Origin of the sequence: Pseudomonas fluorescens, from assembly GCF_041354075.1 — a bacterium.
In the GTDB taxonomy this organism is placed as follows: domain Bacteria; phylum Pseudomonadota; class Gammaproteobacteria; order Pseudomonadales; family Pseudomonadaceae; genus Aquipseudomonas; species Aquipseudomonas fluorescens_CE.
In genome coordinates this window covers 70,794-93,881 of sequence record NZ_JARZGC010000018.1, presented here as the reverse complement: position 1 = coordinate 93,881, position 23,088 = coordinate 70,794, and the positions used below count along the sequence as shown (strand labels likewise).

General features: G+C 60.7%; 21 protein-coding genes. 8 read left to right on the top strand and 13 right to left on the bottom strand.

What is annotated here, in order from left to right:
* Positions 1-9: 9 nt before the first annotated feature.
* Together htpX and QIW53_RS20580 are read right to left on the bottom strand one after the other, a co-directional pair.
* Complete coding sequence (htpX, locus tag QIW53_RS20585) at positions 10-897, bottom strand: protease HtpX (RefSeq protein WP_371051464.1); 888 nt, start codon at positions 895-897, stop codon at positions 10-12.
* A 317-nt stretch (positions 898-1,214) separates the two neighbouring features.
* Complete coding sequence (locus QIW53_RS20580) at positions 1,215-2,426, bottom strand: pyridoxal phosphate-dependent aminotransferase (protein WP_007983502.1); 1,212 nt, start codon at positions 2,424-2,426, stop codon at positions 1,215-1,217.
* Between the two features lie 226 nt (positions 2,427-2,652).
* Here QIW53_RS20580 and msrB point away from each other — a divergent pair, with 226 nt between their 5' ends.
* From msrB to QIW53_RS20565, 3 genes are all read left to right on the top strand, one after another.
* Complete coding sequence (gene msrB / locus QIW53_RS20575; RefSeq protein ID WP_192306204.1) at positions 2,653-3,048, top strand: peptide-methionine (R)-S-oxide reductase MsrB; 396 nt, start codon at positions 2,653-2,655, stop codon at positions 3,046-3,048.
* A 104-nt stretch (positions 3,049-3,152) separates the two neighbouring features.
* Positions 3,153-3,638, top strand: coding sequence for a glutathione peroxidase (locus tag QIW53_RS20570; protein WP_371051463.1), 486 nt, complete (start codon positions 3,153-3,155; stop codon positions 3,636-3,638).
* Entirely contained in the window at positions 3,635-4,096 is a 462-nt protein-coding gene (locus QIW53_RS20565; RefSeq protein ID WP_371051462.1) for a MarR family winged helix-turn-helix transcriptional regulator, read from the top strand. Before QIW53_RS20570 ends, QIW53_RS20565 begins: the two co-directional genes overlap by 4 nt.
* Here the strand turns inward: QIW53_RS20565 and QIW53_RS20560 are convergent.
* Complete coding sequence (locus QIW53_RS20560) at positions 4,080-6,401, bottom strand: hybrid sensor histidine kinase/response regulator (RefSeq protein WP_371051461.1); 2,322 nt, start codon at positions 6,399-6,401, stop codon at positions 4,080-4,082. The genes QIW53_RS20565 and QIW53_RS20560 overlap by 17 nt on opposite strands.
* Positions 6,402-6,567: 166 nt before the next feature.
* Between QIW53_RS20560 and QIW53_RS20555 the strand changes: the two genes are divergently transcribed.
* Both QIW53_RS20555 and QIW53_RS20550 read left to right on the top strand, forming a co-directional pair.
* Positions 6,568-7,458, top strand: coding sequence for an ATP-binding protein (locus tag QIW53_RS20555; RefSeq protein ID WP_371051460.1), 891 nt, complete (start codon positions 6,568-6,570; stop codon positions 7,456-7,458).
* Positions 7,455-7,937 (top strand): GAF domain-containing protein, encoded by a 483-nt coding sequence (locus QIW53_RS20550; RefSeq protein ID WP_371051459.1) that lies wholly within the window; start codon positions 7,455-7,457, stop codon positions 7,935-7,937. Before QIW53_RS20555 ends, QIW53_RS20550 begins: the two co-directional genes overlap by 4 nt.
* Here QIW53_RS20550 and QIW53_RS20545 read toward each other — a convergent pair whose 3' ends face one another.
* From QIW53_RS20545 to QIW53_RS20505, 9 genes are all read right to left on the bottom strand, one after another.
* Positions 7,938-10,880: an HD domain-containing phosphohydrolase gene (locus QIW53_RS20545; protein ID WP_371051458.1), complete on the bottom strand. Its 2,943-nt coding sequence runs from the start codon at positions 10,878-10,880 to the stop codon at positions 7,938-7,940.
* Positions 10,881-10,930: 50 nt separating this feature from the next.
* Positions 10,931-14,236, bottom strand: coding sequence for a transporter substrate-binding domain-containing protein (locus QIW53_RS20540; protein WP_371051457.1), 3,306 nt, complete (start codon positions 14,234-14,236; stop codon positions 10,931-10,933).
* An 8-nt stretch (positions 14,237-14,244) separates the two neighbouring features.
* Positions 14,245-14,871, bottom strand: a complete 627-nt coding sequence (locus QIW53_RS20535) for a response regulator transcription factor (RefSeq protein WP_192306221.1) — start codon at positions 14,869-14,871, stop codon at positions 14,245-14,247.
* 233 nt (positions 14,872-15,104) lie between these two features.
* Positions 15,105-15,443: a response regulator gene (locus tag QIW53_RS20530; protein ID WP_371051488.1), complete on the bottom strand. Its 339-nt coding sequence runs from the start codon at positions 15,441-15,443 to the stop codon at positions 15,105-15,107.
* Positions 15,444-15,680: 237 nt separating this feature from the next.
* Entirely contained in the window at positions 15,681-17,009 is a 1,329-nt protein-coding gene (locus QIW53_RS20525) for a deoxyguanosinetriphosphate triphosphohydrolase (protein ID WP_371051456.1), read from the bottom strand.
* Positions 17,010-17,077: 68 nt separating this feature from the next.
* Positions 17,078-18,241: an EAL domain-containing protein gene (locus tag QIW53_RS20520; RefSeq protein ID WP_371051455.1), complete on the bottom strand. Its 1,164-nt coding sequence runs from the start codon at positions 18,239-18,241 to the stop codon at positions 17,078-17,080.
* A gap of 123 nt (positions 18,242-18,364) precedes the next feature.
* Positions 18,365-18,703 (bottom strand): hypothetical protein, encoded by a 339-nt coding sequence (locus QIW53_RS20515; protein WP_371051454.1) that lies wholly within the window; start codon positions 18,701-18,703, stop codon positions 18,365-18,367.
* Complete coding sequence (locus QIW53_RS20510) at positions 18,700-19,089, bottom strand: phage holin family protein (RefSeq protein WP_371051453.1); 390 nt, start codon at positions 19,087-19,089, stop codon at positions 18,700-18,702. The genes QIW53_RS20515 and QIW53_RS20510 overlap by 4 nt, the downstream gene beginning before the upstream one ends.
* Positions 19,090-19,091: 2 nt before the next feature.
* Positions 19,092-19,406, bottom strand: coding sequence for a DUF883 family protein (locus QIW53_RS20505; RefSeq protein WP_371051452.1), 315 nt, complete (start codon positions 19,404-19,406; stop codon positions 19,092-19,094).
* Positions 19,407-19,454: 48 nt separating this feature from the next.
* Here QIW53_RS20505 and QIW53_RS20500 point away from each other — a divergent pair, with 48 nt between their 5' ends.
* Both QIW53_RS20500 and QIW53_RS20495 read left to right on the top strand, forming a co-directional pair.
* Complete coding sequence (locus QIW53_RS20500) at positions 19,455-19,655, top strand: hypothetical protein (protein ID WP_371051451.1); 201 nt, start codon at positions 19,455-19,457, stop codon at positions 19,653-19,655.
* Positions 19,656-19,709: 54 nt separating this feature from the next.
* Entirely contained in the window at positions 19,710-20,918 is a 1,209-nt protein-coding gene (locus QIW53_RS20495) for an ammonium transporter (RefSeq protein ID WP_371051450.1), read from the top strand.
* Position 20,919: 1 nt separating this feature from the next.
* On the opposite strand, the gene QIW53_RS20490 is transcribed toward QIW53_RS20495, so the two are convergent.
* Positions 20,920-22,632, bottom strand: a complete 1,713-nt coding sequence (locus QIW53_RS20490) for a cation:proton antiporter (protein ID WP_371051449.1) — start codon at positions 22,630-22,632, stop codon at positions 20,920-20,922.
* A gap of 204 nt (positions 22,633-22,836) precedes the next feature.
* Between QIW53_RS20490 and QIW53_RS20485 the strand changes: the two genes are divergently transcribed.
* Positions 22,837-23,073, top strand: coding sequence for a glutaredoxin family protein (locus tag QIW53_RS20485; protein ID WP_192306256.1), 237 nt, complete (start codon positions 22,837-22,839; stop codon positions 23,071-23,073).
* Positions 23,074-23,088: the final 15 nt, after the last annotated feature.

Sequence of the window (23,088 nt, the reverse complement as noted above, 5' to 3'; positions counted from 1 at the left end):
GCCTCTCGATCAACCGCGACGATGCAGTGCGTTGATACGCTCTTCCAGCGGCGGGTGGCTCATGAACATGCGGGCCAGGCCCTGTTTGATGCCACCGTTGATGCCGAATGCATTCAGGGTGTCCGGCATGTGCACTGGCAAGCCTTGTTCGGCCCGCAGGCGTTGCAGGGCGCCGATCATTGCACCGGTGCCGGCCAGGCGTGCACCGGCTTCGTCGGCGCGGAACTCGCGTTTACGGGAGAACCACATGACGATGGCGCTGGCGAGGATGCCCAGGACCAGCTCGGCAAAGATGGTCGCCACGTAATAAGCGATCCCCTGGCCTTCTTCGTTCTTGAAGATCACCTTGTCGACGAAATTGCCGATGATCCGCGCGAAGAACATGACGAAGGTGTTCACCACGCCCTGGATCAGGGCCAGGGTGACCATGTCACCATTGGCCACGTGCCCGATTTCGTGGGCCAGCACGGCTTTCACTTCGTCCGGCGAGAATCGCTCGAGCAAGCCCTGGCTGACCGCGACCAGTGCGTCGTTCTTGTTCCAGCCGGTGGCGAAGGCGTTCGCCTCGTAGGCCGGGAAAATCCCCACTTCGGGCATCTTGATCCCGGCTTCGCGGGACAGTTGCTCGACCGTTTGCAGCAGCCATTGTTCATGGCGGGTGCGCGGCTGGGTGATGATCTGGGTGCTGGTGCTCATCTTCGCCATCCACTTGGAGATGAACAGCGAGAACAGCGAGCCGGCGAAACCAAAGACCGCACAGAAAATCAGCAGCTGACTGAGGTTGAGATCAACCCCGTTGGCCGCCATGAACCCGTTGAAGCCGAAAAGGCTCAGGGTAATGCTGGCAATCAGCACGACCGCCAGGTTAGTGGCCAAAAACAGCAGGATGCGCATCATGGTTGTAGAAATCTCCTTTTACTAAAGATGTAGCGTACTGCGGGGTATATAAGGTGCTGCTCCCGCCTATTCAACTGGGTGACTATTTCAAACTGTGTCCTACAGCCAGAGTCTAGTCGGTTGCAGGGTATTTCCGACGGCGGCAGGTGAAGGGTTTGTCAGGCAAATGCCGTCGCAGCTCCCGTCAACGTTGGACGCGAGCACTCGGCGGGCTGTCGGGCAGCCAGAAACGTCGCAACCGGAGGGTGGTTGCACAGATGTGTTGCTGAATTAATCCGGCTGCGACTTTCCCGGGAAAGCCGCAACCGCCCAGACCGTTACTGACGATAGGACTTGAGGAAGTTGCCGATGCGTCCGATGGCCATGTCCAGGTCGTCGACGCGTGGCAGGGTCACGACGCGGAAGTGGTCTGGCCAGGGCCAGTTGAAGGCCGTGCCTTGCACCACCAGCAGCTTTTCCGAGAGCAGCAGGTCGAGGACGAACTTCTCGTCGTTGTGGATCGGGCAGACTTTCGGGTCGATGCGCGGGAATGCATACAACGCCCCCATCGGCTTGACGCAGCTGACGCCGGGAATGTCGTTGAGCAGTTCCCAGGTCCGGTTGCGTTGCTCCAGCAGGCGGCCGGGCGGCAGCACCAGGTCATTGATGCTCTGATAGCCGCCCAGTGCGGTCTGGATCGCGTGCTGGCTCGGTACGTTGGCGCACAGGCGCATGTTGGCCAGCATGTCGATGCCTTCGATGTAGCTCTGCGCGTGGTGCTTGGGCCCGGAAATGGCGATCCAGCCGGAACGGAAACCGGCCACGCGATAGGACTTGGACAGACCGTTGAAGGTCAGGCAGAGCAAGTCGGGCGCCAGCGACGCGGTGCAGATGTGTACGGCATCGTCGTACAGGATCTTGTCGTAGATCTCGTCGGAAAACACCACGAGGTTGTGCTGGCGAGCCAGTTCCAGCATGCCCAGCAGCACTTCCTTCGAATACACCGCGCCGGTCGGGTTGTTCGGGTTGATGATCACCAGCGCTTTGGTATTGGGGGTGATCTTGGCCTTGATGTCGGCCAGGTCCGGCCACCAGTTGGCCTGCTCGTCGCACAGGTAGTGCACCGGATTGCCGCCCGACAGGCTCACCGCGGCGGTCCACAGCGGATAGTCGGGGGCCGGCACCAGCACTTCGTCGCCGTTGTTGAGCAGTGCCTGCATCGACATCACGATCAGCTCGGAGACGCCGTTGCCCAGGTAGATGTCTTCAATGCCGACACCTTCCACCTGCTTTTGCTGGTAGTACTGCATGACCGCCTTGCGGGCGCTGAACAGGCCTTTGGAGTCACTGTAGCCCTGGGCAGTCGGCAGGTTGCGGATAACGTCCTGGAGAATTTCGTCCGGCGCTTCGAAACCAAAGGGCGCCGGGTTGCCGATGTTCAGCTTGAGGATGCGATGGCCTTCCTCTTCCAGGCGTTTGGCGTGCTTGAGCACCGGGCCGCGAATGTCGTAGCAGACGTTGGCGAGCTTGTTCGATTTGCTGACCTGCATGGCGATGTGTTCCCGAAAATGAACGATCCAGGCGGCATTTGACCTACCGTACTGGGAATCCTGCGTAAGCACGCAGGCCTGGCGCCTTGAGAGGCGGCACCCATAAATCCGTTTGAATGCGCGTGGACTGGCTGCCAGACTGGTGTTTGACGAGGCGCAATCATACGTGCCGCCCGATCCGTGGAAAAGGTACAGATCGGGCTTTTTCAGCTGCTGAGGTGTGATGATGGAAAAGTTGGAAAAAACCCTGGAAGAATGGCGGGCAATGCTCGATCCGGAGCAGTACAACGTTTGCCGCCTCAAGGGCACCGAACGGCCGTTCTCCGGCAAATACAACGACAGCAAGGTCGATGGTGTCTACCACTGCATCTGCTGTAACGAGCCGCTGTTCGACTCGAAAACCAAATTCGACTCCGGCTGCGGCTGGCCCAGTTTCTACGAACCGATCGCCGACAGCGCCATGGTCGAAATCCGTGACGTCAGCCACGGCATGATCCGCACGGAAGTGGTCTGCGCCAAGTGCGATGCGCACCTGGGGCACGTTTTCCCGGACGGTCCGCCGCCGACCGGCCTGCGCTATTGCATCAACTCGGTGTGCCTGGACCTGGTGCCGCGCGGCTGAGCCTGGGGAAGCGGTCGACGGATCGCTTCTTCGATATTTAAATTGCACACAATTCAATTGCTCGCTATTTTTACCTCGTCCAACTCCCTACAAGAGCGCATACCATGAGCGACAATTTGCTGAGCATTCCTTGCACCACCATCAAGGGAGAGCAAAAGACCCTGGCGGATTTCGCCGGCAAAGCGGTGCTGGTGGTCAACACCGCGAGCAAATGCGGTTTTACTCCCCAGTACAAAGGTCTGGAGGCGTTGTGGCAGACCTACAAGGACCAGGGGCTGGTTGTGCTCGGTTTCCCCTGCAATCAGTTCGGCAAGCAGGAGCCGGGTAACGAGGGGGCGATTTCGGAGTTCTGCGAGCTGAACTACGGCGTCAGCTTCCCGTTGTTCAAGAAAATCGAGGTCAACGGTGCCGGTGCCCATCCGCTGTTCGTGCAGTTGAAAAAACGCGCACCGGGCGTGCTGGGCTCCCAAGGCATCAAGTGGAACTTCACCAAGTTCCTGATCAGCAAGGATGGCCAGTTGGTCAAGCGTTTCGCGCCCGCCACCAAACCGCAGGATCTGAGCCGCGAGATCGAAGCCCTGCTCAAATGAACAGCTTGTCCGTCGATTCCCTGAAACTCGATAACCAGCTCTGCTTCAAGCTGTACGCGGCCTCGCGGGCGGTGATCCGTGCCTACAAGCCGATGCTCGACGAACTCGGCCTGACCTATCCGCAGTACCTGGCGATGCTGGTGCTGTGGGAATGGCAGGACGTGGCGCCCGAGCAACCGACGGTCAAGGCCCTGGGTGAGCGCCTGGCGCTGGATTCCGGGACCTTGACGCCGTTGCTCAAGCGCCTTGAGCAACTGCAGCTGGTGCAGCGCCAGCGTTCGGCGCGGGATGAGCGGGAGGTGCACCTGAGCCTGTCGCCTGTCGGCCAGGCCTTGCGCGAGCAGGTCGGGCCGCTCAAGGCCCGCCTGTTGTGCGACAGCGGGGTCGATCTGGATCAGCTCAATGATCTGCGCACCGGCCTGGATCACCTGCTGGGACAGATCAAGGCGCTGTCGTAGCCGGCACCCAGGTATCGAGCAGTGCGGCCAGTTCTTCGCGTCGGAACGGTTTGGCCAGGTAATCGCTCATGCCGGCAGCGCGGCAACGTTCGCGTTCTTCGGACATGGCGTTGGCGGTCAGGGCGACGATGGGCAATTGTGGCCAGCGCCCGCTGCGACGGATTTGCCGGCTGGCTTCGTAGCCGTCCATCACGGGCATGTTGCAGTCCATCAGCACCAGGTCGAACTCGCTGTGCTCCAACTGATCCAGCGCCTCGCCACCATGGGCGGCAACGATCACCTCGCAGCCGAGTTTTCCCAGCATGCCCTTGGCCACCAGTTGATTGACCGGGTTGTCCTCGACCAGCAGCACCCGCCCGCGCCGCTGGGGTGAAAGGGTTTCCAGCCGGGCATCGGCGAGGGTGTTGATTTCCGGTTGCAGGATGCGGCGCAAGGTTTGGTACAGCGCATTACGCGCCAGGGGACGCGCCTGTTGTTGCAGGGGCGCGAGAGCGCTGGCTTCTTCAGTGGGCAGGAAACTGCCGTAGGCGGTGACCAACAGGATCGGTGCCGGGCAGTGGGGGCGAATACTGAACAGGCATTGCGGGCAGTCGGTGATGACCATGTCGGGAGTCAGGCCTGTCATCGGATCGTCGATCGAACGCTGCTGGTAATCGAGCCCCCAGCCCGGCAGCAGGCTCTGCAGCAGCTCAGCCAGGCCGCTGCTGGCCGCCGTGATCGCGACGACGTGGCCGCGCAACGAGGCCGGGGGCAGGGCGCGCGTGTGGCAAGCCAGCGGCAGGTCGGCACAGAACTGGCTGCCGAAGCCTGCTTCGGAACTGATGGTGAGCCGTCCCTGCATGGCTTCGCAGAGGTTATAGGTCAGTGCCAGCCCCAAACCGGTGCCACCGAATTGCCGGGTGATACCGGCACCGGCCTGGGTGAAGGGCTTGAAAATCCTGACTTGCGCGTCCTGGGCAATGCCGATGCCGGTGTCGCAGACTTCGATCCGGACGCCTTCCTCGGTCGTCGACAGACGCACGTCGACGCGACCGAAACGGGTGAACTTGAGGGCGTTGGACAGCAGGTTGCTGACGATCTGCCGCACGCGCGTCGGGTCGCCAAGCACCAGGGCCGGAAATGCCGGTTCGATCAGGCAGGTCAGTTCGACGCTGGGCGCGGCGTTCTGCGACAGCAGGTTGGCGGTGTCTTCGATCAGTGCGCCAAGGTCGAAGGGAATGTGTTCGAGCTCAAGCTGACCAGCATCGAATTTCGACAGGTCGAGAATATCGTTGAGCAGTTCAACCAGCACTTTGCCCGAGTCATGGGCAATCGACAGCTGCTGCTGTTGTTCGGCGTTGAGCGGGCCGTCCAGGGACAGGGCGATCATGCCCAGCAAACCATTGAGAGGCGTGCGGATCTCGTGGCTCATGTTGGCGAGGAAGACCGAGCGCGCCTCGGCCATGTCCAGGGCCGTGCTGCGGGCGATTTCCAGTTCCTGATTGGACTGGCTGAGCCGGGAGTTGATGGCCTTGAGTTCGGTGGTGCGCGCCGACACGATGTTTTCCAGTTGCCCAAGGTAGTCGGTCAGGCGGTTTTCAGCATTGCGCCGCTGCTGAATTTCGGTGGCGATGTTTTCGAACTGCTGGTTCGCGACTTTGACCAGCACCCCGATCTCGTCGTTTTCATGGCCGCCCGGGCATTCCAGCCAGGTGGGTTTGACGCTGCGCGAATCGCGGCTGCTGAGTTCGCGAATGACCCGCACCAGGGGTTTGGTCAACATCACGTAGAACAGCGCCAGCAGGATGCCGGTCAGCAGCAGGCTGCGGGCGAAACCATTGAGCAAGGTGACCTCGGCCCGCTTGAGGAACCGGCTGCCGAAGGCATAGGTATCGACGTCCAGGCGCAGGGTGCCAAGGGATTCGCTCGGCAGGTGGTCCAGGTACAGGCGGTCTTCAAACGCACGGTCGGCGCCGAACAGGAAGTCGCTGATCACCCGATAGCCGCTCTGCGCGCCGGGGCGCCGGACGTTGGCCAGCACCGAACCGTTGTTGTCGGTCAGTTGCGCGCCGATGATTGCGGGTGAGCGCAACAGACCCAGGGTCAGCTCCTGGGCCAGTTCGGCGTCGATGTTGTAGGCAATGCGCGAGGCGGGGTTGTGGCTGATTTCCAGCAGGGACTGTATTTCCCGGTTGATGGAGGCGTCTTCGCTGGCATAATCGATGCCTATTTGCAGCAGGCTGAGCAGCGTGCCCAGAATAAAACCGACCAGTACGGTCAGCCGGGCCTGTTTGTAGGACAGCCGGTTGGTGAACTTGATATCCATTGGGTGTCGAACCACTTCCGTTTCCCTTCGCTGCTCAAGCATAGTCGATCATGCATGGCTTCCGATGTTCGCGCGAGCCCTTGTTCAACAAGGGTAAACCGGCACCGGGAAGCTTTCTTCGCCGCTGCAGTGCCATCATTACCGTGAACGTGCCCGAGGAGAAGACGTGGATTCCCGATTGAATGCTTTTCTTGAACGCGCCGATGCCGTCCTGGCCCGTATCGAACCCCTGCTGCCTGCGCCCCGTCAAGCCATCGACTGGACGCAATGCCTGGCAGCACGCTGGCAACGCGAGGGGCGCAGCGGTTTTCTGCTGCCGCTGCAGGTCAGCCTCGACATGCGCTTGTCCGACCTGATCGGGGTAGAGCGCCAGTTGGAACAACTGGGGCGCAATACCCAGCAGTTCATCGACGGCATGCCCGCCAACCACGCCTTGCTCTGGGGCTCGCGTGGCACCGGCAAGTCCTCGCTGGTGCGCGCATTGCTCGCCGAGCACGCCAAGGCCGGCCTGCGGTTGATCGAGATCGAGCGCGATCATCTGGCGGACTTGCCGCGCGTGGTCGAACAGATCGCCAAGTTGCCTCAGCGTTTCGTGCTGTTCTGCGATGACCTGTCGTTCGAGGCGGGGGAAGGCGACTATCGCGTGCTCAAGAGCGTGCTCGACGGTTCCCTGGAGCAGGCGCCGGATAACGTGTTGCTCTACGCCACCTCCAACCGCCGTCATCTGGTGCCGGAAAAGGAGAGCGATAACGAAAACTGGAAGCGGGTCGACGGCGAACTGCATCCCAGCGAGGCCGTGGAAGACAAGATCGCCCTGTCGGACCGTTTCGGCCTGTGGCTGTCGTTCTATCCGTTCACCCAGGAACATTTTCTCAACGTGGTCGAGCACTGGATCGGCCAACTGGCCGACAAGGCCGGGCTGGCGTGGCAACGAGACGAAGAACTGGACATCCTGGCGGTGCGCTGGGCCACCGGACGGGGTAATCGCAATGGACGATGCGCCTATCAATTTGCCCGCTACTGGGTTGGGCTGAAGCTGTTGGAGCACAAGGCATGATCGATTTACAACAAAGTGGCCAGGGGCTGGAAGGCTACGGCATGCTCCATGCTCAGTTGGAGTCCCTGCTGGCGGACGAGCGTGATTTCATTGCCAACGCCGCGCAATTCTCGGCGTTTCTGTTCAACCAGCTCGATGACCTGAACTGGGCCGGGTTCTACCTCAATCGCAACGACGAGCTGGTGCTGGGCCCGTTTCAGGGGCAGATCGCCTGTGTGCGAATTCCCTTCGGGCGCGGGGTGTGCGGGACGGCGGCCGCGACCTTGCAGACCCAGTTGGTCGAAGACGTCCATGCGTTTCCCGGGCATATCGCCTGCGACAGCGCGTCGAACAGCGAGCTGGTGGTGCCGCTGGTCAAGGACGGTCGCCTGATCGGCGTATTGGACCTCGACAGCCCGAAACTCGCGCGGTTCACCGCAGAGGATCAGGCCGGCATCGAACGACTGGCGGCGATTTTCCTGCGCCTGACCGACTGCTGATCATGCCAGACCCGCCTTGCTCAGCAAGGCGGTTGGGTCCACCGCATCGATCTGTTGAGGATCGAGAAATTGCTCGGCGTACTGGCGATAGATGCCGGCATTGATGAACAGTGCGAACAACTCGGGGTCGATGTGGGCGTCACGGCACATGGTGGCCATGATGCCCAGCGCTTCGCTCAATGACTTGGCTTTCTTGTACGGGCGGTCGGCCGCCGTCAGCGCTTCAAAAATATCGGCAATCGCCATCATCCGTGCAGGCAGGCTCATGTCCTCGCGTTTCAGCCGTTTGGGATAACCGGTGCCGTCCATTTTTTCGTGATGGCCGCCGGCAATTTCCGCAACGTTGCCCAGGTGGTCCGGGAAGGGCAGGTGGCTGAGCATCCGGATCGTCTGCACCATGTGGTGGTTGATGATGTAACGCTCCTCGCGTGTCAGCGTGCCCCGGGCAATGCTCAGGTTGTAGAGCTCGCCACGGTTGTATTTGTAGTGGGGCACGTCGAGCTTGAAGCCCCAGGGATTGTCTTGCGGTATCAGTTCGGCTTCGCTGCGTTCGAACAGGTGCTCGGGTTTGTCCGCCAGCAGCGGTTCGCTGACAGGCAGCTGTGGCGCCGGTGTCAGCGCCTGGCGCCGGTTCTCCTCCCATGACACCCCCAGTCGATCATCCAGGGTGCGGGTCCAGGTACGTTGGGCCAGGCTGCGCAGGCGTTGCAGATCCGACTCGGCCATCGCCTCGCCACCCAGGTTGCAGCGAGCCACGAAGGCGAAGTCATCGTCCAGCGCCGCGAGGCTGGCATCACGCTGCCCCGCCAGTTGCTGCTCGTTGCCTCCCTCGGCCAGCGCCTGCCAGTAGGCGATCCAGGCGTCGCGCTTGAGCACTTCGAAACGCGTGCGGATTTCGTGGATTCGGTCGTTCAGGGTTTCGAGCTTGGTGGCCTTGTCGACGACGTATTCGGGAGTGGTGACCTTGCCGCAATCATGCAGCCACGCCGCGATGTGCAGCGCTTCCCACTCGTCCTCGGTGGGTTGATAGTCATTGAAGGGCGGTTCCTGGCTGGCTGCGGCAGCTTCGGCGAGCATCAGGGTGAGTGCCGGCACCCGCTGGCAGTGTCCGCCGGTGTAGGGGCTCTTGGCATCGATCGCTCCCGCGAGCAACTGGATGAAGGCGTCCAGCAACTGCTTCTGCCTGGCTTGCAGGCGCTGGCTTTCGATGCTCACGGCCGCGGCCCCGGAGACCGCCTGGAGGAAGGCGATACGATCCGGGCGCAGCTTCTCCAGATCACTTTGATCGCCGCTGTCGGCCAACAGCAGGATCAGCAGGCCCACTGTTTCGTTGTGGCGATTGTGCAGACGGATACCGATCAGGTGCACCCTCGGGCTGTCCATTGCCAGCAGCACCTTCTGCAAATCTCCCGCCTGTTCGAAGCCGAGGCTGGTGACCACATTGTTGGCACTCGACAACTGCTGCAGCCATGACGGGCTGTGCGGGTCCTGGCTGTCGTGGCCGCGAATGCCGAACGCTGGCAATGCCTCCGAGCGACCATCGATGACCAGTCCCTGGGGTTCCATGCGATCGCCGTCGTTTTCCCTCAGGTAGATCAGGCCCGCCTGGGCCTGGCCGATTTTCACGGTTTCGAACAACACCCGTTCGAGCAAAGGAGCGAACCGGGTTTCGGCGCTCAGGCTGTCGGTGATCTGGAAAAAGCTGGCCAGGGTGTCCTTCATGCGGGCCATCGACACGCTGAGTTGATCGACTTCAAGGACCAGAGAACGGCGGGATATGGGGAAGTGGAAATTGAAACTGCGGATGGCATCGGCTTCCTGCACCAGCGTGCTCAAGGGCTTGACCAGAATCCTCGAGGTCAGCCATCCCAGCGGCAGGCACAACAGCAGCGTAGCCAGTGTGATCAACGCACCTTGCCAGCGCATGCGATAGGCATCGGCGAGCAATTCGTCTTCCGGCACCAGCAGCGCCAGTTGCAACCCTTGAGGTCCGCCTTCCTCCATGTGACTGCGAGCAACGATCCATTGACGGCCAGCGGCGATCAACCGTTGGCCGCTGGCAGGGCTGCCGAGCAATGCAGCGAGTCCGGGGCTCAGGTCGGCGGCCTTGTTCAGGCGGGCAGTCTGGTCGTCAACGATCAGCTTGCTGCTGTCGGGGTAAGCGATGGCGTTGCCCTCGGCATCCAGCAGCACGATCTCGGTGCCAGGGGTGACGACATGCTTGGCCAGGGTTGCGGACAGTTCGGCCAACGTCAGGTCGGCCCCCATGACGGCGTGTGCGCCGCTGCGACGGGCCAGGGTGGTGCCGACGTTATGGGTGGAGAAAAACACGTAGGGTTCGGTGGTGATCTGGTCGCTGCCACGGCGGGCACTGGAAAACCAGGCGCGGGTGCGAGGATCGAAGTGGTCATCGGGGTTGTCCTGACGGCTGATGGGGTTCAGGTCCTGATCGAAAAACAGGGTTTGCGAGTGCTCCCGTTCGCCGTCGAGGCGTTCGATGCTCCAGACCTGATAGGCCGCTGCCGGCGGAGCCTTGAGCAGGGTTTTCAGGGCGGGTGTTCGCAGCGGCCGGACCATGAAGAAATCACCGCTGTCGTAACCCACGTACAACGACGCCAGATCGGGGTTGTCCTTGAGCGACTGGCTGAAAGGCAGGAGCAATGCCAGGCGTTGTTCCAGGCTGGAAGCCTGTGTCGCCGGGTCGAGTACCAGCAGGCTCAGCAGGTGGCGGATAGGTTCATAGGTGGCCTGCAGGTCCAGACGGACGTCCTGCTCGATGCGCTGGAACAGTTTTTCACTGCTGGACAGAATGATCTGCGTGGTTTGCTGATAGTTGAAAAGCCCCAGGACTACACCGGTCAGTGACAGCAGCAGGGTGAACATCACGCTGATGTGCACGTGCAGGGGAAACCGCCGTTGATCCGAACGCAGTGGGTTGGGCATTGCGGCTTCTCTCCATGAGGGTGAACACACTGCTCAGCGATCTAGCATAGTTAACGCTCCATCATCCTGCTTTTGTCGATTTGCGCAATTTGTTGCTGCAATGCTTGCTCCAGTTCAAGGATCGCGTGCTCCATTGCTGCGCTGCACCGGGCCACTTCAAGGGGTTGGAAGCTGGCATGACAGGCCCGCTCGAGCGCTTCGCAGGACTCGATCAGGCGGCGGGCCTGAACGATCCGCGCAGCCCCCTTGATCTTGTGCGCAATGTCGAGAAACGGTTGCGGCTCGTCAGACCCGGACAAGGCCAGCAGGACTTGTCGGTCCGCCCTGTTGCTGGTGAGCAGTTCGCTCAGCAGACGCAGGTTCATGGCCGGGTTGCCGCCGGTCAACACGTGCAAGCCGTTCACGCTGAAGGCTGGATCGCGGTCGCTCGGCACGACGCCGGCAACCCATTGACTCAGCGCAGTGAGCGTCAGGGGCTTGAACAGGCAGTCGTCCATGCCGGCCTGTTTGCAGCGTTCCAACTCTTCCGGCTGGGCATTGGCGGTGAACCCAAGGAGGGTGCATCGCGGGCGTTGCGATCGCTGTTCTTCATCGCGAATGGCGCGGGCGAGTTCGTACCCATTCATGATCGGCATGTTGCAATCGACGATCACCAGATCGAATGGCTCGGCTTTCCATGCCTGCAGGCCCGCCTCACCGTCTTCGGCAACACTGAAGCGGTGGCCCAGGAACTCCAGTTGCTGGCACATCAACAAGCGATTGGCCGGGTGATCGTCGACCACCAGAATGTTCAACGCCGTGGTGCTGGTGTGGATGATAGGGTCCGGGGCAGGTGGTCGCTGCTCGAGGGGCAGCGTGGGCAACAGCAGCGAGATCTGGACCTGAGTCCCCACCCCTGGCTGGCTGTCGAGCTTGAGCGTACCGCCCATCATTTCGCACAGGCTCCGACTGATCACCAGGCCCAGCCCTGCGCCGCCCCGACCTGGCAGCCCGGCGGCTTCGGCCTGGGCGAACGGTTCGAACAAACGGCGTTGGTCCCGTTCGCTGATGCCAATGCCGCTGTCCTCGACCTGCAAGAGCATCCGCACGTGCTCGGGTTGCCCGGTGTCCAGCAACTCGACGGTGATGCGGACATGGCCGTGTTCGGTGAATTTGATGGCGTTGCTGACCAGATTCGACAGGACCTGCTTGAAACGCATCGGATCGAGCAGGACATCGGTCGCCGGATTGGCCGGATTGAACTCCACCTGCATTTCCAGATTTTTCTGGCGGGCCAGGCCCTCGAAGATGCGCACCACCGAGCCGACGATTTCGGTCGGATTGACCCGCTCCGGACTCAGGCTCAGGCGCCCGGATTCGATGCGCGCGATATCGAGAATGTCACCGATCAGTTCCAACAGATCCTTGGCCGAGTTGTACGCCACGTCGATCGCCGGACGGTCGGCATGGTCGCTCTCGATGCGCTTGAGCGTCAGTTCGAGCATGCCGATGACGGCATTCATCGGCGTGCGGATCTCGTGACTCATGGTCGCCAGAAAGGTGCTCTTGGCGCGGTTGGCTTCATCGGCACGCTCTTTCGCGTCACGCAGTTGTTCGACCAGTTGGCGGCGTTCGGCCAATTGGTCGTTCAGCGCGCGTTCGGCCGCCTGGCGTTGCTTGATCTGGCGACGCATCCAGGCATTCCAGGCCGCCGAGAGCAGCAGCAAGGCACCAGCGCCGATCACGATCTGATAGAACAGGCGCTGGTAGTTGCGCCAGGTGCTTTGCGAGGAGGCCGAATAGCCACGCCAGCGACTGTTGATGATGCCCAGTTCCTCCGGGGCGATGCTCAGCAGTGCCTTGTCGAGAATGGCGTTGAGCTCCCGGGCATCACGCCCCGTCGCCAGTGAAAACGCGGCCTGGCGGGTACCGATGGTGGTGCGGATCTGCAATGTGCGTTCAAAGAATCGCGATGAAATGAAATAGTTGGCGATGACCAGGGAGTTCACCGCGCCTTCTGCCTTGCCCTCGGCGAGCAGCTCCACGGCACTGAATGAATCCGGCGCTTGTACCAGCCTGATCTGCGGGAATTCGCTGCGCAGGTAATCCAGCAGTGGATGGCCTTGGGCGATGGCCAGGCGTTTGCCCTCCAACTGTTGCAGGTTGGCCGGGCTGTCATCAGCCTTGCGGGTCAGCAATACGAACGAGTTTTGCAGGTAGGGCCGGGTGAAATTCAGCAGGGTTTCACGCTCGGCACTGGGGAGCAGGGCGGCAAGCATGTCGGCCTTGCCCTCTCTGATCTGTTCGATCATCTCGTCATCGCTGCGGCTGCGCTGGATCTCGAAGCGCAGCCCGGTGCGCAGTCTGATCAGTTCGAGCAGGTCGGCGGTAACCCCGCGAAAATTGCCGTCGCTGTCGAAAAAAGTCAGGGGTGCGAAGGCCTCGTTGACCACCACGCGTACCACCGGGTGTTGCGTCAGCCACTGTTCTTCGGCATCGGTGAGTTGCAGTTTCTGATCCGTGAGCAGAATGTCGCTGCCGGCACTCCAGCGCTCGGCGATGTTCTGTCGTTCGTTGGCCGGGATGGCCATGAGCATCGTGTTGATCATCCCGAGCAGTTGCGGGTTGTCCTTGTGCACGGCGAAACTGAATCCATGGGCTTCGTGCTTGCCGAAGTTGGCCATGCGGATGTTGTTCAGGTAACCCTTGTTGATCATGTAGTGGGTCGAGATGGTGTCACCCAGGAAGACGTCGGCCTGATCGAAGGCCACGGCATTGATCGCATTCTGGTAGGACGGGTAGGACGTGATGATCGCCTTGGGATACAGGTTCCTGACTTCCTCCAGGGGCAGATAGTGATACACCATGCTCAGGCGCAAGCCGGCAAGGCCGTTGGTCAGAGAGCGGGTTTCGCCTTCGCGGGTGACCAGTACCGGTTGGTCGACGGCGTAGGGTGCGGAGAGCAAGATGTCGGCGTTGTGAGCTTCAAATCCATTGGCCGTGCCGAGCAGGTCGACCTCGCCCTTCTCAAGTGCCTTGATGGCCGCACCCCGGGATGCGAAGCGTTGAACCCTGACCGGCAGGCCGAGGGTCTTGCCAAGGATGCCCGCATAATCGGCGGTGAAACCTTCGTAGTCCTTGCCGCTGATGGTCAGGTCGAAGGGAGGGTAATCGGGCGCCGATGTGCCGAGGACCAGTTCGCGCTTGCCGGCAATCCATTGTTGTTGCGTGGGGTCCAGCTGGACGTCCAGAGGACTGACCGTCGAGCGGCTGAGCAGCGTGAAGTCTTCGCTTGCAATATGCGCCGCATTCACTGCCGTGCTCAGGCAGAAGCCTGCAACCATGATTGTCAAATAATCCTTTATACGACCGGTCATCCTGCAGCTCACACTAACGCGTTACGTTTTGCCATCTCGATGAGTTCAACCAGGGATTTGGCCTTGAGTTTTTGCATGAGTCGTTTTTTATAGGTGCTGACGGTCTTGTTGCTCAGGAACATGCCTTTGGCAATTTCCTTGTTGGTACGACCCTGTGCAAAAAGTTGCAATACCATCAGTTCCCTGTCGTTGACTGACTTGAACAGTTCAAGTTCGGCGTAGCGAATGTCGTCGCCACGGACCGGATTCAGGGCCTGGCTGGGGAAATAATTGTAGCCCGATAATACTGCTTTGATAGCACTGACCAGTTCACTCAGGTCTTCCTGTTTGCACACATAACCCGAGGCACCGGATTGCATGCAGCGGATACCGAACAGCGTCGGGCATTGTGCGGTCAATACCAGGGTTTTCAGCGGGGTACTCATGGCGTTAAAGCGCGCCAGGACTTCGAGCCCGTCGAGTTTGGGAATACTGATATCGAGAATGACGAGGTCAGGCATGCATTCGCGAACCATCTGCATGGCATCGACGCCGTTATCGGATTCACCCACCACTTTATAACCTTCGTGTTCCAACAGCATTCTGACGGCAAGTCGGATGACAGGGTGATCGTCGACAATAAAAACGGAGTTCATAATCAAATCCCATGCGAGCTCAGATAAAGCGCGCACCTTAGCTCAGATGGTTGATGGCACGCATGAACTGACGGGGCGGAAGCTGCAATATAGGAAGCTTCCTACAATCGAAAAGGAATGGGACTACGGAAGAAATAGATTTTGAATCAGGACGGGAGAATAAGGGTGTGTAAGCTGGTGTCAGAGAGAAGTGTGCAAGTGTATATATCAGGTTGTATTTTGACAGATGGTTTCTAGAGATTAATTGAGTTCAACAGTTTTCTGAATTCGAATTGTTTCAATGGTTTTATCAAATAACCCAGTAAAGGTAATCCATGAGCGTTCGCGGTTTTTTCAAGTCGGTCAAGTTCTGTGCGTGTGAGGCTGCTTAGCAGTATCGCCTGCCGGATCATTCCTCGATGGCTGGCGAGTTCGACCAGTTCAAGCCCGGGGAGATCAGGCAAGCATTGATCGCACAGCAGAATGTCAAAGGGTCTTCCAGCCATCAGCATTTGTTGCAGTGCCCCTTGAGCACTGTCGCAAGTTGTCAATTGAGTGAAGCCGTAACTTTCAAGCAGGTACTGAGTCGCCATGAGTTGGAAGGGATGATCTTCCACCAGCAGGATGCGTAAATTGTCTTTTGACCCGGGGTTACTCACGCTTCATCTCTCACACAGCGGGGCGCCTCATTGTTTCGCAAGAACGGCGGGCATTCGATCAGTTTGCTCGGCGCGAGTTGTAGGGCGATTCGCAGATCGCTGAGTGCAGCTGGATGGGAAGGGGGCAATCGGCCTTTTCAGTTCAGTGAATGACCGATCGACCTGTTTATGTCAATGGCTCGAACGGCCGGTCATCTCCAGTGCCATTTCGCTGGCGTAGCTGTCGGTCATCCCTGCGATGAAGTCGATCATGCGCAGGAATGAAGCGTGCAGCGATCCATGGGGGTTGGGTGCGCTGTTGCCCAGCAGGTCGAGCACCCGGCGACTCTTGAAGGAGGGCGTGCGACCGTTGTGCTGTTCCAGGGCTGCGCCGCAGAAGGCATCAAGCAGGATTTCCAGCGTCGTGTAGGCGCCGATTTCGTGCAGGGTCTTGCGCTTGTCCTGAAAGATCTTCTTGCGCGCCATGTCTTTGGCATTCAGTACACAGCGCTTGGCGGGACCGTGCATGTGCTCCACCAGGTCGCCAGGCAGCGTGCCGGCCAGCAAGGCGTCCTGCTGCTCGACGAAGGCGCGGGCGGCGGCATTGGTCAGGTGCTCGATGGCCTTGCCCCGCAGGATCGCCAGTTTGCGTCGACGCGAGTCCGACGCACCGAGTTGGCGATAGGTTTCCGGCAGATCGTCGCCCACCAGGTCGAGCAGCAGGGACTCGACTTCGGCGTACTCCAGCAACTCCATTTCCAGGCCATCCTCGAGATCGATCAGCGCGTAGCAGATGTCATCCGCAGCTTCCATCAGGTACACCAGCGGATGGCGTGCCCAGCGTTGATCCTCGAGTTGCGGCAGGCCGAGCTTGTGGGCGATCTGCTCGAGCAACGGCAGCTCGCTCTGATAACAGCCGAACTTGTGTTTCTTGTAGCCCAGGGAGTCGGCGTGCCTGGCCGTCCAGGGGTATTTCAGGTAGGCGCCAAGCGTCGCGTAGGTCAGCCGGGTACCGCCGTCGAACTGGTGATATTCCAGTTGGGTGAGCACCCGGAAGCCCTGGGCATTGCCCTCGAAATTGAGGAAGTCATGGCGTTCCACTTCGCTCATCGCGTCCAGCCAGCCTCGGCCTGCCGCTTGTTGAAACCAGTGGCGGATCGCGTCTTCACCGGAATGACCAAAGGGCGGGTTGCCGATGTCGTGAGCCAGGCAAGCCGATTGCACGACCATGCCCAGGTCGCTTGGGTCGCACCAGTCGGGCAGGGCGCCGCGGATGGTTTCGCCGACGCGCATGCCCAGCGAACGGCCGACACAACTGACTTCCAGCGAGTGGGTCAGGCGTGTGTGGATGTGATCGTTGCTGGTGACCGGATGGACCTGGGTCTTGCGCCCGAGGCGGCGAAAGGCGCCCGAGAAGATGATGCGGTCGTGGTCTTTGTGGAAAGGGCTGCGGCCGAGTTCTTCCGAGCTGTGCAGAGGTTTTCCGAGGCGTTCGCGGGTAAGCAGGGTATGCCAATCCAAGGCTGGTTCTCTCCGTCAGGTGACTGAGCCCCTAGCTTCCCGTTTCGCGCCGGTGCCTGCAAGCGGAACTAGAGGCCGGCCGCATCGATATCGATGAGCAGCAAGCGCTCGCCATTGTTGAAGAACTGTCCGGCCGTGAGGCAGTACTGATTGCTGGTGGCATCGCGGTAAGTGCTGGAAAGCGTCAGCCGGCGCTCGTCCCAGCCTTCGGCCAGCAGTTGATAGAAGTAGGGGCGCCATGACCAGTTGTGCCCCAGGTAGCGATCGTCCGCCTCCCAGCTTTGATTGCGCCACTCCATGTTCGGCGTCAGTTGCGTGCCATGCCGGTCGCATTGATAAAACCGCAACAACCAGGGGAAGGCATCCGGCTGTGGCAGGGCGCTGAGCGGGGCACGGGCCTGGGCCCAGGTCTGCAGGATGGCCATCAGTTCGCAGAGTTGCTGGCGCATGAGCATCAACCGGCCGCGTTCCGCCAGTTTTTGCTGGACATAACGCTCGCGCAACTGGGCGAAGCGCTCGACGAAGGCGTCCGTGGCGAAGAAGTCCGTCTGCGCCTTGGCAAACAGATAGCCCTGCACGTAGCGTGAGCCACACTCCAGGGCGAAATTCAGTTGCGCTTCGGTTTCCACCCCTTCGGCAATGATCCAGCAACCGGTCTTCTCCGCCATCTGCGCCAGCGCCTTGACCACATCGCTGCTCGGGCCACCCAAAGCGGCGGCCTGGAACAGGCGCATGTCCAGCTTGAGAATGTCCGGTTGCAGGGCCAGCACGCGATCGAGTTGCGAGTAACCCGCACCAAAATCATCGATGGCGATGCGCGCACCTGTCTGGCGATAGCGCGTCACCACTTCTGCCAGGCGCTGGATGTCGCCACCCAGTTCGGTGATCTCGAAAACGATGCGCCGGGGATCGACATAATGCCGGCTCAATTGCCTGAGACTCGGCAGCGCCTGGCCCGCACGCAAGCGATTGATCCAGCGCGGCGAAATGTTCAGGCTGAGAAACCAGTCATTGGGTGCTTCATGCAGGCGACTCAAGGCGTTATCGCGGATCTGGCGATCGAGCCGGCGCAGAGCGATGGCCGGTGTTCGCGGGTCGGCAAACAGTGGTCCTACAGAGGCCAGTCGACCATCATCCTGGCGCAGCCTCCCCAGGGCCTCGACGCCTGCGATACGGCCGGTGGCGGTATCGATGAATGGTTGAAAGCAGGCAAGCGGTTGCCCGTCGATCACGAAGCCTCCTTGGTCGATCTTGTTGTTGGATAGCACCTGATGGCCATCAGGCGCGCAGGCTTGAACCTCTCGTGAAAGAGGTTCATCGCGCAGACATTGCAAGAATGCAGCCAGAAAGTGGCTTCAGCGTTTGGGGGAGGAGTTCATGACCAGTTTGATCAACGGTCCCAAGGTGGTAGTCAGCCGCACCAGTCGGGTCAGGCCACTGGTGCCACCGCTCCTGGCGCCCTTGCCCGTGAGGAAGCCCAGCAGGGTGACGGCGGCCATGCCCCAGAGCGGGGCGTGCTTGATGCCCAGACCGCCGTGCAGGTTTTGCGTCAGCCCGCGCACGCGGTGCAGCGGTTGCAGCAGTTGCGAGGACTCCTGGCGGATTTCCTGACGATGCATTTCCATGCGCAGGCGGATCAGCGCCTTGCGCATTTCCGTGCGTGAGCTGTTGCGAGGCAGTTCAGGAAGGCTCATGGCAGCAGGCGCTCCCGGTCATTGGCCAGTTCTTCCAGTGTACCGTGGAAGGGCGAGGATTCATCGAAAATCGCTGCTCTGAGACGCACGCCGCAGAACACGCAGGCCAGGGTGTAGAACACGCAGAGCCCGATAATGGCAGGCAGGCGATAGGTGTCCCAGAACAGGATCAGGACCAGCGTCGACAGGCCCACCAGCAACAGCAAGGCGAACACCAGCGCCAGGCCGGCGAACAGCAGCAGGCTGACGGTGCGCGCTTTCTGCTCCTGCAATTCGATGCCGAACAATTCGACGTGGCTGTGCAGCAATCCAAGGAATGCGGCGCCGAGACGCCGCGATGAGGAGCCTGGGCCCGTTGCGGAGGGGCCGGATTCACCGATCGCCATAATCAGCGCCGAGTTGCCAGCAGACCGATCAGGAAACCCACGCCCGCGGCGATGCCGACCGATTGCCACGGGTTTGCCTGAACGTAGTCTTCGGTGGCGGTGACGGCGGCCTGCCCGCGTTCACGCAAAGAATCCTCGGTCAGTTTCAGGGTTTCGCGCGCGCGCAGCAGACTGTCGTGGATTTGTCCGCGCAACTCGTCAGCCTGATCGCCTGCCAGAGTCGCTGTGTGTTCCAGCAAGCGTTCGGTGTCGCTGACGAGCGTCTGAAAGTCGTTCATCAGGATTTCTTGAGCAGTCTTTGCCTTGAGGCTGGCCATGGTGAATCTCCATAAGTGGCTTCTGTTGCGTTCGAGTATGAGCCTTGCGTGAAGGTTCAGTACAAATCGGTGGTACGTCTTTTGCTTTGTCCTGGTGCGTCAGCCCGCTTGCCTGCGCTTTTGCTGGGCGTGAATCGAGCAAAACCTCATCTCGATAATGAAAACCCGCGCGAAGTTTCGACCTTGTGCGCCAAAGCGGTTCATCTGGATCAACCTGCTGATTCTGGATGGTTTCAATTTGGTGCGTGAAGTTTCAGCGCGAACTGCTTTGGTGCTTTTTCTAGCCTTCAGGTCTGCCCATCCATGGAAAATCTGCAAAGCGCTGTGGACACACTGGTCCACAGCTCCAACACGCTGTTCATCCTGATCGGTGCGGTCATGGTCCTGGCCATGCACGCCGGTTTTGCCTTTCTCGAAGTCGGCACCGTTCGACAGAAGAACCAGGTCAACGCCTTGTCGAAGATCCTCAGCGACTTCGCGATTTCGACTTTGGCCTACTTCTTTATAGGCTACTGGATTTCCTACGGCGTGACATTCCTGCAACCGGCCGCCGTGATCAATGCCGATCATGGTTACGGCCTGGTGAAGTTCTTCTTTCTGCTGACGTTTGCGGCGGCGATACCTGCCATCATTTCCGGCGGCATCGCCGAGCGCGCGCGGTTCGTGCCGCAGTTGTGCGCCACGGCGTTGATCGTGGCGTTCATCTATCCCTTCTTCGAAGGCATGATCTGGAACGGCAACTATGGCCTGCAAGCCTGGTTGCAGGCGCAGTTCGGCGCCGGCTTCCATGATTTCGCAGGCTCGGTAGTGGTCCACGCCATGGGCGGCTGGCTGGCACTGGCGGCAGTGTTGTTGCTCGGGCCGAGGCAGGGACGCTATCGCGACGGAAAACTGGTGGCCTTTGCGCCGTCGAGCATTCCGTTTCTGGCACTGGGCTCGTGGATCCTGATCGTAGGCTGGTTCGGTTTCAACGTGATGAGCGCGCAGACCTTGCAGGGGATCAGTGGCCTGGTGGCGGTCAACTCGCTGATGGCCATGGTCGGCGGCACCGTGGCGGCGTTGATTGTCGGGCGCAACGACCCGGGTTTTCTGCATAACGGTCCGTTGGCCGGGCTGGTGGCGATCTGTGCCGGTTCCGATCTGATGCACCCGGTGGGGGCGCTGGTGACGGGGGCCATTGCCGGCGCCCTGTTCGTCTGGTGCTTTACCGCTGCCCAAGGTAAATGGCGCATCGATGATGTGCTGGGCGTCTGGCCGTTGCATGGCCTGTGCGGTGTGTGGGGCGGGATCGCCTGCGGGATCTTCGGCCAGAGCGCACTGGGAGGCCTGGGCGGTGTCAGCCTGATCAGCCAGTTGATCGGCACCACGCTGGGGGTGGTCGTTGCGCTGGCGGGTGGCTTTGCGGTGTACGGTTTGATCAAGGCACTGCACGGCCTGCGCCTGAGCCAGGAAGAAGAGTATTACGGTGCCGACCTGTCGGTGCACAAGATCGGCGCTGTCAGCCAGGATTGAATCAATCCTCCGCGTCCTCGGCGCCGGGGTAGAAGTCGTGCAACAGGCGATACCGATCACGCCGCACCTGATCGACGCGATCCTGGACCTGCTGACCGGGCAGGCCCAGCAGGATCAGCGCATGGGAGGCGAGCATCAGGCTGGACTCGAGCAGTTCGGGCACCACTTCGCTGGCGCCCGCTGCTTTCAACTCGGTCAACTGGCTGTCGTCCCGCGTGCGTACAAGGATTGGCACAAGGTCATTGAACCGCCGTGCCTCCTTGAGAATCAACAGGGCAATGTCGGCCTGGTCGACGGCGATCACCAGCAGCCGCGCACGCTCCAGCCCGACGGCAACCAGCAGTTCGCCACGACGGGAGTCGCCATAATGCACGCAGGTCTCGCTCACGCCGGCTTCCTGGACGCGCACCGGGTCATTGTCCAGTGCGATATAGGGTTGCTCAGCGTGCCGCAGGAAGCGGCCAATGGATTGACCCACGCGACCGTAGCCACAAATCACCACATGGTTGTGCAAGCCGGCATTGAGCGCGCTGATTTCCTCGAGCTTGGCCTCCTCGTTGGGTTTGCGATGCAGGCGCAAGGCGATGCGCGGCGCGGCCCGCAGTAACAGGGGCGTCAGCAGCATCGAGCAGAAGGTCGCGGCCAGCAACAAGCCACCGATCTCGGCAGGCATCAGTTGGTTCTGTTGCATCAGGGCCATCAGTGCAAAGCAGAACTCGCCGCCCTGGGCCAGGGCCACACCGCTGCGCCAGGAAGTTTCCGCGTCACTGCCACGCCATCTGACCAGCAGCGCGACCACGCAGCCCTTGATCACCATCAGACCCAAGGTGAGGCCAAGGATCAGCAGGCCGTGGCTGGCGAACAGCTGCAAGTCGATGAGCATGCCGATACTGACGAAGAACACCCCGAGCAGGATGTCGCGGAATGGCCGGATGTCGGCCTCGATCTGATGGCGGTAGTGGCTTTCTCCAAGCAACATGCCGGCGAGAAACGCTCCCAGCGCCGGGGACAGTCCGAGCAAATGAGTGAGCCAGGCAGTCAGCAACACGATCACCAATGCCAGCAGCACGAACAGTTCCGGGGAGCGGGCGGCCGCCACTTCATGGAACAGGCGCGGCAATAGCCAGCGACTGGCCAGTAGCAGGCCGAAGAACAGCACCACGGTCTTGCCCAGGGTCATCGGCAGTGCCCAATACCAGGCCTGATCGCTGCTGCCGGCAAATACCGGCACCAGGGTCAACAGCAATACGGCCACGACGTCCTGGAACAGCAGCACTGCAATCGCGTTCTGGCCGTGGCTGCTGAAAATCTCCCCAAGACTGCCCAGCTCCTTGCTGACAATGGCCGTCGACGACAGCGACAGGCCCGCGCCCAGCAGCAGCGCAGGCGTCGCCGACAGGCCCAGCAGCATCAGCAAACCGCCCAGCAGTAGCGCGGTGAGCAGCACTTGCTGGCTGCCCAACCGGAACACCACCTTGCGCAACGCGAGCATTTTCGACAGGGAAAATTCCAGTCCCAGAGAAAACAGCAGGAACACCACCCCGAGCTCGGCAACGTCGGGCAAGTGTTCACTTTCATCGACCCAGTTGAACGCGGTAGGCCCGATCATCAGCCCGACACACAGATAGCCCAGCACCGGCGGCAGGCGCAGCCGCTGGAACAGGGCAATCACCACCAGGGATGAGGCGAGAATGATCAGCAGGTTGGCAAACACGGTAACTCCGGGTATGAACGCTGGTCACTCCAGCGTAGAGGCAAAAGCCGCGAGGATGATGCAATTGATAACAGGGGCGGGTGATGTGTGTCAGCCGTTGACCGAATCTTTTCGAATTTGGCGTGGCCACCGGGCCGGGCAGTGACTCGACTGCTGCCGATCCCGGGCCTAGAATAAGTGCCTATTTTGCCGGGTCCTTCACTCATGCCTCCTGAATGTCAGCTGTTCGGCACCCTGGGGTGTCACCTTTGCGAGCTTGCCGAAGAAGAACTGATGCCGCTGGTCGAGCACGGCTTGCTGGTGGAACTGGTCGATATCGCGGAAAACGAGGACTGGGTGGAAGACTACGGCCTGCGTATTCCGGTGCTTCGACGCCTGGATACCGGCGCCGAACTCGATTGGCCGTTCGATGCCGAACAGGTGGTCGCGTTCCTGCGCTGACCGGCTGTTGCTCTG

Coding starts and splice junctions, on each gene's coding strand:
- htpX (WP_371051464.1), bottom strand. CDS start 897: ATGATGCGCATCCTGCTGTTTTTGGCCACTAACCTGGCGGTCGTGCTG.
- QIW53_RS20580 (WP_007983502.1), bottom strand. CDS start 2,426: ATGCAGGTCAGCAAATCGAACAAGCTCGCCAACGTCTGCTACGACATT.
- msrB (WP_192306204.1), top strand. CDS start 2,653: ATGGAAAAGTTGGAAAAAACCCTGGAAGAATGGCGGGCAATGCTCGAT.
- QIW53_RS20570 (WP_371051463.1), top strand. CDS start 3,153: ATGAGCGACAATTTGCTGAGCATTCCTTGCACCACCATCAAGGGAGAG.
- QIW53_RS20565 (WP_371051462.1), top strand. CDS start 3,635: ATGAACAGCTTGTCCGTCGATTCCCTGAAACTCGATAACCAGCTCTGC.
- QIW53_RS20560 (WP_371051461.1), bottom strand. CDS start 6,401: ATGGATATCAAGTTCACCAACCGGCTGTCCTACAAACAGGCCCGGCTG.
- QIW53_RS20550 (WP_371051459.1), top strand. CDS start 7,455: ATGATCGATTTACAACAAAGTGGCCAGGGGCTGGAAGGCTACGGCATG.
- QIW53_RS20545 (WP_371051458.1), bottom strand. CDS start 10,880: ATGCCCAACCCACTGCGTTCGGATCAACGGCGGTTTCCCCTGCACGTG.
- QIW53_RS20540 (WP_371051457.1), bottom strand. CDS start 14,236: ATGACCGGTCGTATAAAGGATTATTTGACAATCATGGTTGCAGGCTTC.
- QIW53_RS20535 (WP_192306221.1), bottom strand. CDS start 14,871: ATGAACTCCGTTTTTATTGTCGACGATCACCCTGTCATCCGACTTGCC.
- QIW53_RS20530 (WP_371051488.1), bottom strand. CDS start 15,443: ATGGCGACTCAGTACCTGCTTGAAAGTTACGGCTTCACTCAATTGACA.
- QIW53_RS20515 (WP_371051454.1), bottom strand. CDS start 18,703: ATGAGCCTTCCTGAACTGCCTCGCAACAGCTCACGCACGGAAATGCGC.
- QIW53_RS20510 (WP_371051453.1), bottom strand. CDS start 19,089: ATGGCGATCGGTGAATCCGGCCCCTCCGCAACGGGCCCAGGCTCCTCA.
- QIW53_RS20505 (WP_371051452.1), bottom strand. CDS start 19,406: ATGGCCAGCCTCAAGGCAAAGACTGCTCAAGAAATCCTGATGAACGAC.
- QIW53_RS20495 (WP_371051450.1), top strand. CDS start 19,710: ATGGAAAATCTGCAAAGCGCTGTGGACACACTGGTCCACAGCTCCAAC.
- QIW53_RS20485 (WP_192306256.1), top strand. CDS start 22,837: ATGCCTCCTGAATGTCAGCTGTTCGGCACCCTGGGGTGTCACCTTTGC.